The organism is Pseudomonas sp. PVC-3-1 (genome assembly GCF_057444315.1).
On record NZ_CM172023.1, the window covers coordinates 5,661,865 to 5,675,118 of the forward strand.

Annotated in this window: 16 protein-coding genes; 9 read left to right on the forward strand and 7 right to left on the reverse strand. The window is 65.1% G+C overall.

The window, feature by feature from the left end; genetic code table 11:
- The gene (gene dinG / locus AC2T4A_RS26000; protein WP_024765223.1) at positions 1 to 2,145 is read right to left on the reverse strand and encodes an ATP-dependent DNA helicase DinG; all 2,145 of its coding nucleotides are present in this window, start codon (positions 2,143 to 2,145) and stop codon (positions 1 to 3) included.
- Between the two features lie 122 nt (positions 2,146 to 2,267).
- Between dinG and AC2T4A_RS26005 the strand changes: the two genes are divergently transcribed.
- Complete coding sequence (locus tag AC2T4A_RS26005; protein WP_486742138.1) at positions 2,268 to 2,732, forward strand: CopD family protein; 465 nt, start codon at positions 2,268 to 2,270, stop codon at positions 2,730 to 2,732.
- Positions 2,733 to 2,798: 66 nt separating this feature from the next.
- On the opposite strand, the gene AC2T4A_RS26010 is transcribed toward AC2T4A_RS26005, so the two are convergent.
- The 3 genes from AC2T4A_RS26010 to AC2T4A_RS26020 form a co-directional block, all read right to left on the reverse strand.
- Positions 2,799 to 3,563: a collagen-like protein gene (locus AC2T4A_RS26010; protein WP_486742139.1), complete on the reverse strand. Its 765-nt coding sequence runs from the start codon at positions 3,561 to 3,563 to the stop codon at positions 2,799 to 2,801.
- Positions 3,556 to 3,858, reverse strand: a complete 303-nt coding sequence (locus tag AC2T4A_RS26015; RefSeq protein ID WP_416748006.1) for a DUF1145 domain-containing protein — start codon at positions 3,856 to 3,858, stop codon at positions 3,556 to 3,558. Before AC2T4A_RS26015 ends, AC2T4A_RS26010 begins: the two co-directional genes overlap by 8 nt.
- 120 nt (positions 3,859 to 3,978) lie before the next feature.
- Positions 3,979 to 4,611, reverse strand: a complete 633-nt coding sequence (locus AC2T4A_RS26020; RefSeq protein ID WP_081517735.1) for an OmpA family protein — start codon at positions 4,609 to 4,611, stop codon at positions 3,979 to 3,981.
- Between the two features lie 140 nt (positions 4,612 to 4,751).
- On the opposite strand from AC2T4A_RS26020, the gene AC2T4A_RS26025 reads away from it, so the two are divergent.
- From AC2T4A_RS26025 to AC2T4A_RS26035, 3 genes are all read left to right on the forward strand, one after another.
- Positions 4,752 to 5,240: a DUF6231 family protein gene (locus AC2T4A_RS26025; protein WP_416748004.1), complete on the forward strand. Its 489-nt coding sequence runs from the start codon at positions 4,752 to 4,754 to the stop codon at positions 5,238 to 5,240.
- 2 nt (positions 5,241 to 5,242) lie between these two features.
- Positions 5,243 to 5,716 (forward strand): YchJ family protein, encoded by a 474-nt coding sequence (locus AC2T4A_RS26030; RefSeq protein WP_486742140.1) that lies wholly within the window; start codon positions 5,243 to 5,245, stop codon positions 5,714 to 5,716.
- 108 nt (positions 5,717 to 5,824) lie between these two features.
- Positions 5,825 to 6,451, forward strand: coding sequence for a trimeric intracellular cation channel family protein (locus AC2T4A_RS26035; RefSeq protein ID WP_138212538.1), 627 nt, complete (start codon positions 5,825 to 5,827; stop codon positions 6,449 to 6,451).
- Here the strand turns inward: AC2T4A_RS26035 and AC2T4A_RS26040 are convergent, their stop codons facing one another.
- Entirely contained in the window at positions 6,452 to 7,012 is a 561-nt protein-coding gene (locus tag AC2T4A_RS26040; protein ID WP_486742141.1) for a hypothetical protein, read from the reverse strand.
- A gap of 122 nt (positions 7,013 to 7,134) precedes the next feature.
- Here AC2T4A_RS26040 and AC2T4A_RS26045 point away from each other — a divergent pair, with 122 nt between their 5' ends.
- The 4 genes from AC2T4A_RS26045 (at position 7,135) to AC2T4A_RS26060 (ending at position 11,294) form a co-directional block, all read left to right on the forward strand.
- Positions 7,135 to 7,620, forward strand: a complete 486-nt coding sequence (locus AC2T4A_RS26045) for an LEA/WHy family protein (protein ID WP_416747998.1) — start codon at positions 7,135 to 7,137, stop codon at positions 7,618 to 7,620.
- Positions 7,621 to 7,628: 8 nt separating this feature from the next.
- Positions 7,629 to 7,829, forward strand: coding sequence for an SEC-C metal-binding domain-containing protein (locus AC2T4A_RS26050; RefSeq protein WP_017521040.1), 201 nt, complete (start codon positions 7,629 to 7,631; stop codon positions 7,827 to 7,829).
- 184 nt (positions 7,830 to 8,013) lie between these two features.
- Positions 8,014 to 10,554 carry a penicillin acylase family protein gene (locus tag AC2T4A_RS26055; protein ID WP_486742142.1) on the forward strand — a complete coding sequence of 847 codons (2,541 nt, stop codon included), beginning with the start codon at positions 8,014 to 8,016 and terminating at the stop codon, positions 10,552 to 10,554.
- A gap of 197 nt (positions 10,555 to 10,751) precedes the next feature.
- Entirely contained in the window at positions 10,752 to 11,294 is a 543-nt protein-coding gene (locus tag AC2T4A_RS26060) for an AAA family ATPase (protein ID WP_486742143.1), read from the forward strand.
- Between the two features lie 132 nt (positions 11,295 to 11,426).
- On the opposite strand, the gene dcd is transcribed toward AC2T4A_RS26060, so the two are convergent.
- Positions 11,427 to 11,993, reverse strand: a complete 567-nt coding sequence (gene dcd, locus AC2T4A_RS26065; protein ID WP_017521037.1) for a dCTP deaminase — start codon at positions 11,991 to 11,993, stop codon at positions 11,427 to 11,429.
- Positions 11,994 to 12,137: 144 nt separating this feature from the next.
- On the opposite strand from dcd, the gene AC2T4A_RS26070 reads away from it, so the two are divergent.
- Positions 12,138 to 12,632 (forward strand): hypothetical protein, encoded by a 495-nt coding sequence (locus tag AC2T4A_RS26070; protein WP_486742144.1) that lies wholly within the window; start codon positions 12,138 to 12,140, stop codon positions 12,630 to 12,632.
- A gap of 4 nt (positions 12,633 to 12,636) precedes the next feature.
- On the opposite strand, the gene AC2T4A_RS26075 is transcribed toward AC2T4A_RS26070, so the two are convergent.
- Positions 12,637 to 13,251: a hypothetical protein gene (locus AC2T4A_RS26075; protein ID WP_486742145.1), complete on the reverse strand. Its 615-nt coding sequence runs from the start codon at positions 13,249 to 13,251 to the stop codon at positions 12,637 to 12,639.
- Positions 13,252 to 13,254: the final 3 nt, after the last annotated feature.

A 13,254-nucleotide genomic window follows, 5' to 3' on the forward strand; every position in this document is an offset into this window, starting at 1 on the left:
TCAGGCTATTTCGCGGCGGAAAGGCGGCAGTGCGTTAAGAATGGCCTTGCCGTAGCGTTGCGTCACGACGCGACGATCCAGCAGCGTGATGGTGCCGCGATCCTGCTCGGTCCGCAGCAGTCGGCCGCAGGCCTGCACCAGGCGCAGCGAGGCGTCGGGCACGGCGATCTCCATGAAGGGATTGCCGCCGCGCGCCTCGATCCATTCCGAGAGCGCCGCTTCCACCGGGTCATCCGGCACGGCGAAGGGAATCTTGGCGATCACTACGTGCTCGCAGTAGGCGCCGGGCAGGTCCACCCCTTCGGAAAAGCTCGCCAGACCGAACAGCACGCTCGGTTCGCCATCATCCACTCGCGAACGGTGCTTGTTCAGGGTTTCCTGCTTGGACAGGTTGCCCTGGATCAGCACACGCTTGCGCCAGTCGCGGTCCAGGCCGTCGAAGACTTCCTGCATCTGTTTGCGCGACGAGAACAGGATCAGCGAACCACGCGAACCTTCGACTATCTCCGGCAACTCGCGAATGATCGCGCCGGTATGCGCGGCGGCATCGCGCGGGTCGGCCTTGAGGTCAGGCACGCGCAGCACGCCGGCATCGGCGTGGTGGAACGGGCTCGGCACCACAGCCGTGACAGCCGCGCGCGGCAGGCCGGCGCGCATGCGATAGCGGTCGAAGGTGCCCAGCGCGGTGAGGGTCGCGGAGGTCACCAGCACGCCGTAAGCCACGTTCCACAGGTTGCGGCGCAGGGTCTCGGCGGCGAGGATCGGGCTGGCGTTGGCCTCGATGTCGTAGAAGGTGCCGCTCTCGGCGAGGGTCAGCCAGCGCGCCATGGGCGGGCTGTCTTCGGGGTCCTCACTGGTGAAGGCAGTCCACAGTTCCCAGTTGCCCTGGGCGCGGGACAGCAGGCTGCCGAACAGCGGGTACCACTCCTCGGCCTGGTGGCTGGCGATGCCGACACTGCCCTCCCCGTCCATGGCTTCCTTGAGCAGTTCGGTCAGACGGGTGAAGAGGTCGGTAAGCTTGGAGAAGCCCTTCTTCAGCTCGATGCCCATCTCGCGGATGTGCTCGGGGATCACCCCGCCCTCGAAGCGATGGCGGGGCCGCTCGCGGCCTTCCATGTCTTCGCCGGCGCGGAAGTCGCCGACTTCCTCACAGGCGGTGAACATGAATTGCTGGTGCGTACGCAGCTCGCGAGCCAGTTCCGGCACCTGCTCGATCAGGCGGCCGAGGTCGCCCGGCAGCGGGTTCTGCGCCAGCAGCTTGGTCAGGTTCTTCTCCACCTGGCCCAGCCAGTCAGCGGTGGCGCGCAGACGGGTGAAGTGGGCGAAGTGGCCGATGGCCTTGTCCGGCAGGTGGTGGCCTTCGTCGAACACGTAAAGGGTGTCGCGCGGGTCCGGCAGGATCGCGCCGCCACCGAGGGCGAGGTCAGCCAGCACCAGGTCATGGTTGGTGACGATCACGTCGACCTTGGTCATGCCTTCGCGCGCCTTGTAGAAGGCGCACTGCTGGAAGTTCGGACAATGGCGGTTGGTGCACTGGCTGTGGTCGGTGGTGACCTGCGCCCACTGTGCGTCCTCGATGGCCTCGGGCCAGGAGTCGCGGTCGCCGTCCCAGCGATTGCCCGCCAGGCGCTCGATCATCTGGTTGAACAGCTTGGTCGAGGTCTCGTCCACGTCGATGCGGAAGCCTTCCTCCTCGAACAGCTGGGCGGTGGCGCTCTGCGCCTGGCCTTCCTGCAGCAGATGGTCGAGCTTGGACAGGCACATGTAGCGCCCGCGCCCCTTGGCCAGGGCAAAGCTGAACGACAGGCCGGAGTTGCGCAGCAGGTCGGGCAGGTCCTTGTGAACGATCTGCTCCTGCAGGGCGACGGTGGCGGTGGCGACTACAAGGCGCTTGCCGGCGGCCTTGGCGCAGGCAATGGCGGCGAGGCTGTAGGCGACGGTCTTGCCGGTGCCGGTGCCGGCTTCCACGGCGACCACGGCGGCATCGCCCAGGCGATGGCCCTCCTCGTCGCTGGCGATGGTCCCCAGGACCTTGGCGACTTCGGCGATCATCAGGCGCTGACCGTAGCGCGGCTTGAGTTCCTTGGCCTCGAGGAAGCGCGAGTAGGCGCCCTGGATCGTGGCCTTGAGTTCGGTGCTGAGCATGGACTTCCCGGGCCCCGGATAAGCCTGGATGGACACATCCGGATGCTGGATAAATTTTCAGTGGTTCGATGGGGCGGCTATGATAGCGCGACTGACCACAACCGCCAGCGGAGATCGTCCGAATGACACCCTTTGCCTTCGTCTATGCCCTGCACCTCCTGGCCGCCCTGGTCTGGGTCGGCGGCATGTTCTTCGCCTGGATGGTGCTGCGCCCGGCCGCCGTCGCCGCGCTGGAGGCACCCGCCCGGTTGAAGCTGTGGCTGGAGGTGTTCCCGCGCTTCTTCCGCTGGGTGTGGGCCGCGGTGATCCTGCTGCCGGTGACTGGCGTGGGCATGCTGCACCTGAGCTTCAACGGTATGGCCGGCGCGCCGCGCTACGTGCAGGTCATGATGGGACTGTATGTCGCGATGCTCGCGCTGTTCCTGCGCATCCAGACGCTGCAGCTGCCGGAACTGCGCCGCGCCGTGGGCGCCGAGGACTGGCCGGCCGGCGCCGCCGCGCTGGGCAAGATCCGCAAGACCGTGGGCCTGAACCTGCTGATCGGCATGGCACTGGTGGCTTTCGTCGCCGCTCGCCCGCACTGGTAAGCCTGCGCACTGCCAAGAAAAAAGCCCGCGCGGTAACCGGGCGGGCTTTTTCTCGAGGACATCGATTCAGAAGCGTTTCACGTCCAGGCGGCCTTCGCTGCCTTTCGCCCCTTCCGAACCGCCCTGCCCTTGCGCACCGGGCTTCTCGCCCGCCACCGAATAGAACCAGCAGCCCTTCTCGCTGCTGCGCGGTCCGGCCTTGCCGGGCTTGCCGCCTGCTCCGCCAGCGCCGCCTTCCAGACGCACCTTGACCTTGGCAACATCGAACTGCTCCGGCACTTCCAGGCGCACCACGCCGCCGGGCGCGCCTGTCTGGCCATCGGCGCCGTTCTGGCCGTCGCCGGCGGATTTCCCACTACCCCACAGGCAACCGGAGGTCTGCGCGCTGCCGCCATCCAGGCCGTCATAGCCCGGTGCGCCAACGCCGCCACGAACGTCGATCAGCAGGTTTTCCACCGCCACATCCTGCAGCCGCAACACCAGGTTCCGACCGCCGCTGGCGGGCTTCTCGAAGCTGCCTGAACTGCCCTGCGCGGCGATCACACTGCCATCGGCGAGTGTGCCGTGCTGCACATCGATCTGCAGCGCATCGCTGCCGGGGAACACGCCGATCCGCGCATTCTTCGCCAGATCCAGCTCGCCAATCCTCAGCTCCTTGACCCGCGACGGAATCAACAGCGCGCCTTCCGGGCCGACGCTGATGCGATCCAGGCTCAGGCTGTCGCCTTTGACCGGCAGGCGCAGCACGGTGTTGGCTTCCACCGAGACGGTGCCGGCAGCCGAACAGGCCAGCGGGGCGCACAGCGCCAGGCCCAGCAGCGACTTACGCATGGGTATCTCCTTCTACTTTTGCGGGTGCCGGTTGCTCCGCTGCCGACTGCGGCAGGGTAGCGAAGTGGAAGACGCCGAACAGCAGGATCTGCAGCCGGTCCATGCCCGGATGCGGGCGGCCCTGCAGACGCTTGCGCAGCGCCAGGACTTCCAGAATGTGGATCAGCAGGATCAGCGCCCCTGCCGCATTGAGCAGCAGTGCGAAGGGATGTGCGAAGGGTTGGATCAGGTTGGCCAGCACCGCCAGCCAGAACAACAGGGCAATCAGCTTGCCCAGCCCCAACAACGCTTTCATGAGGTGCCCCCGTGTTTTTCTTTGCCGGGGAACATACGCCTCTGCCCCGACCGATGCCAGTGGCAACCGGGAATGACAAAGGGGGCCACGAAGGCCCCCTCTGCGCACATCACGCCAAAGTTACTGGCGGGTGATCTTGATTTCCACGCGACGGTTCTCGGCGCGGCCTTCCTTGGTCTTGTTGTCCGCGACCGGCTGGCTTTCGCCATAGCCGACGACAGACTTGATGCTGCTGGCAGGTACGCCAGAGTCGACCAGGTAGTTGGACACGGCGTTGGCGCGGCGCTCGGACAGTTTCTGGTTATAGGCGTCGGTACCGATGCTGTCGGTGTGACCGCCAATGTTCAGCTCGGTGCTCGCGGCCTCACCTTTGAGGCGGGTAGCGATGGTGTCGAGCTTGTCCTTGTCCTGTGCATCGATCTTCGACGAGTCGAAGGCGAAGTGCAGGTCACGCACCACGATGGTCTCTTCCTTGGGCAGCGGAGCCGGTGCAGGCTCAGGAGCCGGTGCAGGCGGCGGAACCTCGGCCACTTGCTCTTCGGCGCCATGTACCCAGCAGTAGGACGCACCCAGCACGCCACCAATCAGGGCCCCCCAACCTGCCCAGGCGCTGCTTTCGATGGAACCCAGACCGGCGCCGCCGACACCGCCAACCACGGCACAGGTTGGCCAGTCGGACTTCTGCAACCCTGCGCAACCGGTGAGCAACGTGCTTACCAGCAGCAGGGGTAAAGCGGTCCTTGTGATGCTCATAAAGTTATGTCTCCTCTAATGATCGGGTCTTGACCGACAATTACCGAGTAAAGACGTGACTGACAGAATGCGCCAGCACTAGGCCATATGGGTGTCACACGCTAGTCTTCGTTCATTATTTTTCGCCTTCGACGAGCCCCATGATTTCGACACGCACGCCGCAACAAGCCCTTGCCGCCCTGCTCGATCGCTACGCACCGCAGCGTCTGCTGCTGGTGGGCGCCAGCCAGATTCCGGCGGTGGACGCCTTTCTCGCGGCGCATCCGGATTGCGAACTGTTTCACGCCGACGCCGGCACTCTGCCAGCGGGACTGGCCAGCCAGCGCTACGACCTCGCGCTGTTGGCCGACTGCCTGGAGCACCTGCCGCGCCGCGATGCACAGCAATTGGTGGGCGGCATTCGCAACCTCAACAGCAGCCGCGTGGCCGTGCTGGTCGACCTCGACGCCGCCCAGGCGCAGGACGCGGACTTCTATGCGCTGGCCATGCAGGCCAGCGAGCGCTTCCAGCGCGACGCCCAGGTGATCACCTTGTTCACCTACGATCTGCACGAATACAAACAGGTCCCGGACTGGCTCAACGCGAAGTTCTGGGCCAACCCGGAAAACTTCGGCAAATACTGGTGGTGACCATGATCGAACCGACCTGCCCCTGCGGCAGCGGCCGCCCGCTGCCTGATTGCTGTGGACGCTTCCACGCCGGCGTCGCCGCCCCCACCGCCGAGGCCCTGATGCGCTCGCGCTACAGCGCCTACGCGCTGGGCCTGGTGGATTACCTGCGCGACACCACGCTGCCGGCCCAGCAACAGGGCCTGGACCTGGACGCCATCCGCACCTGGAGCCTGGGCAGCACCTGGCTGGGCCTGGAAGTGGTCAGTCATGAGGTGCTCGGTGGTCAGCCGGAGCACGCGCGGGTGACCTTCATCGCCCGCTGGCACGATGCCAGCGGCGAACACAGCCACCGCGAATGCTCGGGATTCGTCCAGCGCGATGGCCGCTGGTACTTCCTCGACCCCACCGTGCCGATGAAGCTGGGGCGCAACGATCCGTGTCCGTGCGGCGCGGGCGGCAAGTTGAAGAAGTGCTGCGGCCCGTGGATCGAGTAAGACGCCAACTCGCACCACTTGGGGGCAAACAGTGACTCGGCTAGAATCCGCGCTTTTTTCCGGGGCGGCGGTGATTCGCCGCACCGGCTACCCCTGCCGGACCTCGCCATGCTGCTGACCGTTCTCTACATCATCGCCATCACCGCCGAAGCCATGACCGGCGCCCTGTCCGCCGGCCGGCGGAGCATGGACCTGTTCGGCGTGGTGCTGGTGGCCTGCGTCACCGCGCTCGGCGGCGGCTCCGTTCGCGACATGCTGCTGGGCCATTACCCGCTGACCTGGGTGCGCCACCCGGAGTACCTGGCGCTGACCGCTGGCGCGGCGCTGTTCACCGTATTCATTGCACCGCTGATGCGCCATCTGCGCTCGATGTTCCTCGCGCTGGACGCCGTGGGCCTGGTGGCCTTCACCCTGATCGGCTGCCAGGTCAGCCTGGAGATGGGCCACAGCCTGCTGATCGCCGCCGTGAGCGGGGTGATCACCGGAGTGTTCGGCGGCATCCTGCGGGACATCTTCTGCAATGACGTGCCGCTGATCTTCCGTCGCGAGCTGTACGCCAGCGTTTCCTTCGCCAGCGCCTGGTGCTACCTGATCTGCCTGCAGATCGACCTGCCCAAGGAGCAGGCCATGCTGATCACACTGTTCTCAGGCTTCCTGTTCCGCATGCTGGCGATCCGTTTCCGCTGGGAAATGCCCAAGTTCGTCTACAAGGACGACCCGCACCAGGGCGATTGATCAGTCCTGCAGCTTTAGATGGCTGGTGTCCGGCGCAGGGCCAGCGGGAGCCGGTTTGGCCTGGCCCATGTCGCTGCCCACCGGAGCGACGCTGAACTGGCTGAGGTCCACGCGCGGCGCCTGGGCCTCGGGCTTCTCGTCCTGAAGGTCGGCGCCCACCGGGGCGAGGCCGAAGTCCGGCGCTTCCACATCGGCGAAGGCGGCCATGTACTCGTCACGCGGCGCCACTTTCAAGCGGCCCTGCGGTGCAGCGGCGGACGCCGCCGACTGACCCGGTGCGCCGGCAGGCTCGGCGGGCGGTGGCGGGGCCAGTTCGATTTCCTCGATCTGCGCATCCATGTCGACCACTTCCACGACGGCGCCAGCGCGCTCGATCACACTGCGATACTTTTCCGCGGCCTCGGCGTCGAGGTTGTTCTTGATCACCATGCGGCGGCCGGAAAACAGCAGCTCGATGCGCTGGGCGTCGGCCTGGAACAATCTGGCCAGGTTGGCCTTCACCGTGTCGAGCTGAGCACCCGGAACGGTCTGTCCGGAAAACGCGATTTCATAACGGCTCATCTTCACTCTCCTGTGTTAACCCGCCGGTTACATTCGGCCAGTATGGTGCAGCTTCTTTTAACGTAACAACAACTTGCGGCCGAGCAGGTGCTTGGTACACTGGGGCGTCTTGAGGGGTAGACATGAATTATCAGGCGCAAATGATAAGAATTCTCAGCCTGTTCTGGCTGTTCAGCCTTGTTTCGGGCTGCGGCTGGATGACAGGCAATTTCGAGCAACCCGACGTGAAACTGCAGAAAGTAGACGTCGTGAAAGCTCGTTTGCTGGAGCAGGAGTTCGTCCTGCATTTCCGCATCGACAATCCGAATGACTTCAGCCTTCCGGTTCGCGGCCTGGCCTACAAGGTCAAGCTGAACGATATCGACCTGGCCGAAGGTGAGTCGAATAACTGGTTCACAGTGCCGGCCAACGGCCATGAAACCTTCGAAGTACCGGTGACCACCAACCTGTGGCGGCACATGAAGTACATCGTCAAGCTGCTGGAGGACCCGGACAAGCCGATTCGCTATCGCCTCGACGGTGAAGTGAAGACCGGCCTGCTCTTCGGACAGAGCGTGCACATCGCCCGCAATGGCGAGATAATTCCCGGCGATTTCATCCCCGAGTGAGCGTCACCATGAGCCAGGAACCCCACGTACACGGTCCGAACTGCAACCACGACCATGATCATGACCACCACCATGACCACGGTCACGTGCACGGCCCGCACTGCAACCACAGCCACGAGCCGGTCCGTAACCCGCTCAAGGACGTGGGTCGCAACGATCCTTGCCCCTGCGGCAGCGGCAGCAAGTACAAGAAGTGCCACGGCGCCTGACCCAGGCCCCGAGCACTGCGAAGAAGGCCCGCCCAGCGCGGGCCTTCTGCTGTCTGGCGCAACTAATCGTCGGCTGCTGAAAATCCCGCCGCGCGTGGCTTGCACAGCTATCCTCGGCTCACTAACGTAGCGCGCTTCAAGCGTCCCATTTCAAGCGACCTCTTTTGTGCAGGAGCACATCCCCATGGCCCCGCGTGCCTTCCGCCGGCTCCCCAGCTTCGGCCTTGCAGCCACCATCACTGCCGCTGTCAGCCTCACCGGCTGCCAGGGCTGGCTGAATGACCGCTATTCCGACAGCCTGCCGCCGACCTACGGCGTACAGCCGATCAAGGGCCTGGCGGACAACGTATCGATCCGCCGCAACAGCCTGGGAATGCCGCTGATCGAGACCAGCACCTTCCACGATGCGCTGTTCACCCTGGGCTATGTGCATGCCAGCGATCGCCTCAGCCAGATGGTCGGCCTGCGCCTGATGGCCCAGGGACGCCTGTCCGAAATGGTCGGCCCCGGCGCGCTGGAAACCGACCGCTTCATGCGCACGGTGAACCTGAAGAAGGCTGCCGACGCCCTGTATGCCGGCGCTTCGCCGCGTCTCAAGCGTTTCTTCGAGACCTATGCCCGCGGCGTCAACGCCTATATGTACCGCTACCGCGACAAGCTGCCGATGGACCTGGCCGAGTCCGGCTACCGCCCCGAATACTGGAAGCCGGAAGACTCCGCACTGGTCTTCAGCCTGCTGAACTTCGGCCTGGCGGTGAACCTGCAGGAAGAGATCGCTTCCCTGGTGCTCGCGCAGAAGGTCGGCGCCGACAAGCTGCCCTGGCTGACACCGATCTACCCGGACGAGCCGCTGCCTTTCGAGGAAGCCGAGAAGCTCAAGGGCCTGCGCCTGGACGGCAGGATCGCGGGCCTGGAACAACTGGACAAGGCCGCCGGCCAGATCGCCGCCCTGCAGATGATGGGCGTCGCCGCCTCCAACAACTGGGCCATCGCCCCGCAGCGCACGCGCAGCGGCAAGAGCATCCTGGCCAACGACACGCATCTGCCGCTGTCCATGCCTTCGGTGTGGAACTACGTGCAGATCCGCTCGCCGAAATACAACGCCGCGGGCGTCTCCATCGCTGGCGTGCCGGGCGTAGTCGCCGGCTTCAACGGCAAGCTGGCCTGGGGCATGACCATGGTCATGGGCGACAACCAGGACCTCTTCCTCGAACAGGTGAAGCGCCAGGGCAGCAAGCTCTACTACCTTGCCGATGGCCAGTGGAAGCCGGCCATCGAGCGCAACGAAACCTTCTTCATCAAGGGCCAGAGCCCGGTCCGCGAAGTCATCTACGAAACCCGCCACGGCCCGCTGCTCAACAGTGCACTGGGCGAGCGCAAGCACGAGCTGCAACCGCTGGAGCTGTCCAGCGGCTACGGCATCGCCTACCAGAGCATCCAGGGTGAAACCGACCGCACCCTCGACGCGTTCTTCGACCTGTCCCGCGCGAAGAACGTCGAGCAGGCCTTCGATGCCACCCGCGACGTGCGCGCCATGGCCCTGAATATCGTGTTCGCCGACGAGAAGCACATCGGCTGGCAGGTCACCGGTCGCTTCCCCAACCGCAAGGAAGGCCGTGGCCTGCTGCCCTCCCCCGGCTGGGATGGCCGATACGACTGGGACGGCTTTGCCGACCCGATCCTGCACCCGTCCGACCAGGACCCGCAGCAAGGCTGGCTGGGCACCGCCAACCACCGTAGCGTGCAGCCGGGCTACGGCGCGCAGCTGTCCAGCTCCTGGTACTACCCGGAGCGCTATGAGCGCATCGCGCAGCTCGCCGGCGGCAGCAAGAGCCACGACTACCGCAGCATGATCGCCATGCAGTACGACCAGACCACGCCGTTCGCCGGCAAGCTGCAATCGATGCTGGATGCGCCGGGCATGGCCCAACCGCTGAAGAAAGCCATCGACGCCCTGCCCGCCGACCAGCGCGCCCGTGCCCGCGAAGCGCTGGACCGGATCATGGCGTTCGATGGCAAGCTATCGGCTACCTCTGGCGACGCGGCGCTCTACGAAGCCTTCCTGCAGGAAAGCAGCAAGCAGATCTTCCTCGACGAACTCGGCCCGGAAGACAGCCCCTCCTGGAAGGCCTTCGTGGAGAACGCCAACCTCTCCTATTCGGCCCAGGCCGACCACCTGCTGGGCCGCGACGACAGCCCGTTCTGGGACGACACTCGCACCCCGCAGAAGGAAGACAAGCCGGCGATCCTCGCCCGCAGCCTGGCCGCTGCCACCGCCTTCTGCGAGCAGAAGCTGGGCAGCGACCGCCGTGCCTGGCAGTGGGGCAAGCTGCACACCTACGAATGGGTCAGCGACAGCACCAAGATGGCGCCCAACCTCGGTGCCGGCGAACGCGCCAGCCTCAGTGCGATCAAGGGCTACCTGGACCGCGGCCCCTACCCGGCCGGCGGCGACCACAGCACGCTGAACGTTTCCGCCTACCACTGGGGCCAGGACTTCAACACCTGGCTGATCCCGGCCATGCGCATCGTCGTCGACTTCGGCCAGAGCGAGCCGATGATCGGACTCAACAGCAGCGGCCAGTCCGGCAACCCGGCCAGCCCGCACTACGCCGATGGCATCGATGCCTGGCTGAAGGGCAACTACATGAGCTTCCCCTTCCAGTCGCAGAACCTGGAGAAGGTCTACGGCGTGAAACGCCTGACGCTGGTGCCGGAGAAGTGATGATCTGAAAAATATTTCCGGGCGCCGGGAACTTGCTTCCCGCCCCGGAATCAGAATTGTCGACTTACTCCATGATCATATTCAGGCACCCCTTGGGTGCCTTTCTTTTTTCTCCGCTCCGATTCCGCCGCACCTCCCTTCGCAACACCCTTCCCCGGCCGGTACTCCCTTGCATCCTTCCTACAGGAGTCATCGTCATGTCCGAATCCCTCATCGTCATCACCGGCGGCCCTGGCGCCGGCAAGAGCACACTGCTCGACCACCTGCACCAGCATCACGGCCTGAACGTCGTCGAAGAAGGCGGCCGCGCCATCATCCGCGACCAGATGGCCCGCAATGGCGATGCATTGCCCTGGGCGAACCGCGAAGCGTTCTGCCAGGCGATGTTCGAGCACGCACTGGCGACCCGCGACCGAGCGCTCGACGCGGGAGAGGTGTGGCTTTTCGATCGCGGCCTGCCGGATGTGCTGGGGTATGCGAGGCTCTGCGGCCTGCCGATCCCCAAAGCGCTGTTAACCGCTGCACAGGAGCTGCGCTACGCGCGGACCGTGTTTCTCGCGCCCGCGTGGGAAGCCATTTACCGCAACGACGCGGAGCGCCGGCAGGACTTCATGGAAGCGCAGCGAACGGCGGCGATGATGGCCGAGGTGTATGAAAAACTGGGCTATCGAGTGCTGGAACTGCCCCTGTGCAGCCTGCAGAAACGTGCGAAATTCGTCCTGGCACACTGCCCCTTGTAGGAACGAGCTTACTCGCGAACCCTTCTTCCTGTGGGAGTCGAGTCGGGCGTTCGCGAGCAAGCTCGCTCCTACAGGTTTTCGACCGCAACAAAAAACCGGGCCAAGGCCCGGTTTTCGTCAAGCGCAGGGCCATCAGGCCTTGGGCAGGGTCACACCAGTCTGACCCTGGTATTTGCCGCCACGATCGCGGTACGACACTTCGCAGGCCTCGTCGGACTGCAGGAACAGCATCTGCGCCACGCCTTCGTGGGCGTAGATCTTCGCCGGCAGGTTGGTGGTGTTGGAGAACTCCAGGGTCACGTGGCCTTCCCACTCCGGCTCCAGCGGGGTCACGTTGACGATGATGCCGCAGCGGGCGTAGGTGCTCTTGCCCAGGCAAATAGTCAGCACGTCGCGCGGAATGCGGAAGTACTCGACGGTGCGGGCCAGGGCGAAGGAGTTCGGCGGAATGATGCACACATCGCTGTTGATGTCGACGAAGCTCTTTTCGTCGAAGTTCTTCGGGTCGACCACAGCGGAGTGGATGTTGGTGAACACCTTGAATTCGGCGGCGCAGCGTACGTCGTAGCCGTAACTGGAAACGCCGTAGGAAATCACCCGGCTGTCATCGGCACCACGAATCTGGCGCTCGACGAACGGCTCGATCATGCCGTGTTCCTGAGCCATGCGGCGAATCCACTTGTCCGATTTGATGCTCATGGCGGGTGTCCTGTGCGGCGGTTGAAAAAAGAAGGCGAATCTTACCGGGCGTCACAATTTCCGGCAAAGGGTGCGGCCGGATGGTCGACGGTTCCGGGTGGGTTTACGTAACCTGCATCGCATCGACTCATGGAAGGGAGCGCTATGTTTGATCATTTTTCGTCCACCCTGTACCTGAAACTCTCCCGCCAGTGGATCAGCGGCGTGGCGCTTCCTTCCGGCGAAGCATTCGGCGAATCGCCGCTGCTGGCCTTGCGCTACGAGGATGGCAAGCCCAGGGTGCTGGCGGCCGGCGAGGCCGCCCAGCAACTGCAGGGCCGGGAGGGCGTCGAAATCGTCAACGGTTTCGACCATCCCCGCTCCTTGCTGGCCAATTTCTCCTTCGCCGAAATGACCCTGAAGCTGCTGGTCGGACGACTCGCCCCCAAATCTCTGCTCAAGGCCGCGCCGGTAATGATCCTGCACCCCCAGGAGCTCCTCGAAGGCGGGCTGACGCAGGTGGAGGTTCGCGGGCTGTACGAACTCTGCCGTGGTGCTGGCGCCCGCAAGGTGCGGCTCTGGACCGGGCGCGAGCTCACCCGGGACGAACTGCGCTCCGGTCAATTTCCCGTGGGCGCCGGTACCGAGTGGCTTCCGTGAGGCTTCAGGGCCGCCAGTTCGTGCGCAGCCTGCGCTGCTCCACCGAAAAACGCAGCCAGTCTTCGGCATAGGCGTCGGCGCAATCGCACTCGGCGCCAGGCACAGCCTCGCGCACCAGACGCAGGTCGACACCCCGTGGTGACTGGCGCAGCACCAGGCTGGCGGTCTTCAGCAAGCCTTCCGCCGCACCGGGGTCGCCCAGGCGCTTATCCACAACCTGCAAAGTGGCCAGATCGAGCAGCAGCGCATCCACCACTGGCAGGCCGGGGCGGTTGTCGCGCACCACGAGCAGCAGGCCGAGGCCGTTACCCATGTCCAGCAGCGGCGTTGGGTCGCAGGCACTGATCGGACTGCCGAGCAGGCCGGTGGCGTGGTAAAGGGCGGGCGGCAGTGGCAGGCTCTGGCTGGAGCCGTCGGCCCGGCGCGCCTGCACAGCCATGTCATCCTCGAAGGCATCGCCCGAGGCGGAACGGAAGTCCAGGGTTACCGGCTGCCCGTCTATCACGCACTGGGCCTGCCAGTTGGCGAAATCCTCGGCGGCGCCCCAGGCCACTGAGCCGGTGAGGCCCAGGCACGCCGCCAGCAGCCAGCCGGCGGCGCGTTTCGCATCCTTGCGCATGGC

What these genes read in the sequence shown, in the direction of transcription:
- AC2T4A_RS26005 (WP_486742138.1), top strand. Translation starts at nt 2,268, where the DNA reads ATGACACCCTTTGCCTTCGTCTATGCCCTGCACCTCCTGGCCGCCCTG.
- AC2T4A_RS26050 (WP_017521040.1), top strand. Translation starts at nt 7,629, where the DNA reads ATGAGCCAGGAACCCCACGTACACGGTCCGAACTGCAACCACGACCAT.
- AC2T4A_RS26025 (WP_416748004.1), top strand. Translation starts at nt 4,752, where the DNA reads ATGATTTCGACACGCACGCCGCAACAAGCCCTTGCCGCCCTGCTCGAT.
- AC2T4A_RS26010 (WP_486742139.1), bottom strand. Translation starts at nt 3,563, where the DNA reads ATGCGTAAGTCGCTGCTGGGCCTGGCGCTGTGCGCCCCGCTGGCCTGT.
- AC2T4A_RS26035 (WP_138212538.1), top strand. Translation starts at nt 5,825, where the DNA reads ATGCTGCTGACCGTTCTCTACATCATCGCCATCACCGCCGAAGCCATG.
- AC2T4A_RS26075 (WP_486742145.1), bottom strand. Translation starts at nt 13,251, where the DNA reads ATGCGCAAGGATGCGAAACGCGCCGCCGGCTGGCTGCTGGCGGCGTGC.
- dcd (WP_017521037.1), bottom strand. Translation starts at nt 11,993, where the DNA reads ATGAGCATCAAATCGGACAAGTGGATTCGCCGCATGGCTCAGGAACAC.
- AC2T4A_RS26040 (WP_486742141.1), bottom strand. Translation starts at nt 7,012, where the DNA reads ATGAGCCGTTATGAAATCGCGTTTTCCGGACAGACCGTTCCGGGTGCT.
- AC2T4A_RS26055 (WP_486742142.1), top strand. Translation starts at nt 8,014, where the DNA reads ATGGCCCCGCGTGCCTTCCGCCGGCTCCCCAGCTTCGGCCTTGCAGCC.
- AC2T4A_RS26060 (WP_486742143.1), top strand. Translation starts at nt 10,752, where the DNA reads ATGTCCGAATCCCTCATCGTCATCACCGGCGGCCCTGGCGCCGGCAAG.
- AC2T4A_RS26070 (WP_486742144.1), top strand. Translation starts at nt 12,138, where the DNA reads ATGTTTGATCATTTTTCGTCCACCCTGTACCTGAAACTCTCCCGCCAG.
- AC2T4A_RS26020 (WP_081517735.1), bottom strand. Translation starts at nt 4,611, where the DNA reads ATGAGCATCACAAGGACCGCTTTACCCCTGCTGCTGGTAAGCACGTTG.
- dinG (WP_024765223.1), bottom strand. Translation starts at nt 2,145, where the DNA reads ATGCTCAGCACCGAACTCAAGGCCACGATCCAGGGCGCCTACTCGCGC.
- AC2T4A_RS26045 (WP_416747998.1), top strand. Translation starts at nt 7,135, where the DNA reads ATGAATTATCAGGCGCAAATGATAAGAATTCTCAGCCTGTTCTGGCTG.
- AC2T4A_RS26030 (WP_486742140.1), top strand. Translation starts at nt 5,243, where the DNA reads ATGATCGAACCGACCTGCCCCTGCGGCAGCGGCCGCCCGCTGCCTGAT.
- AC2T4A_RS26015 (WP_416748006.1), bottom strand. Translation starts at nt 3,858, where the DNA reads ATGAAAGCGTTGTTGGGGCTGGGCAAGCTGATTGCCCTGTTGTTCTGG.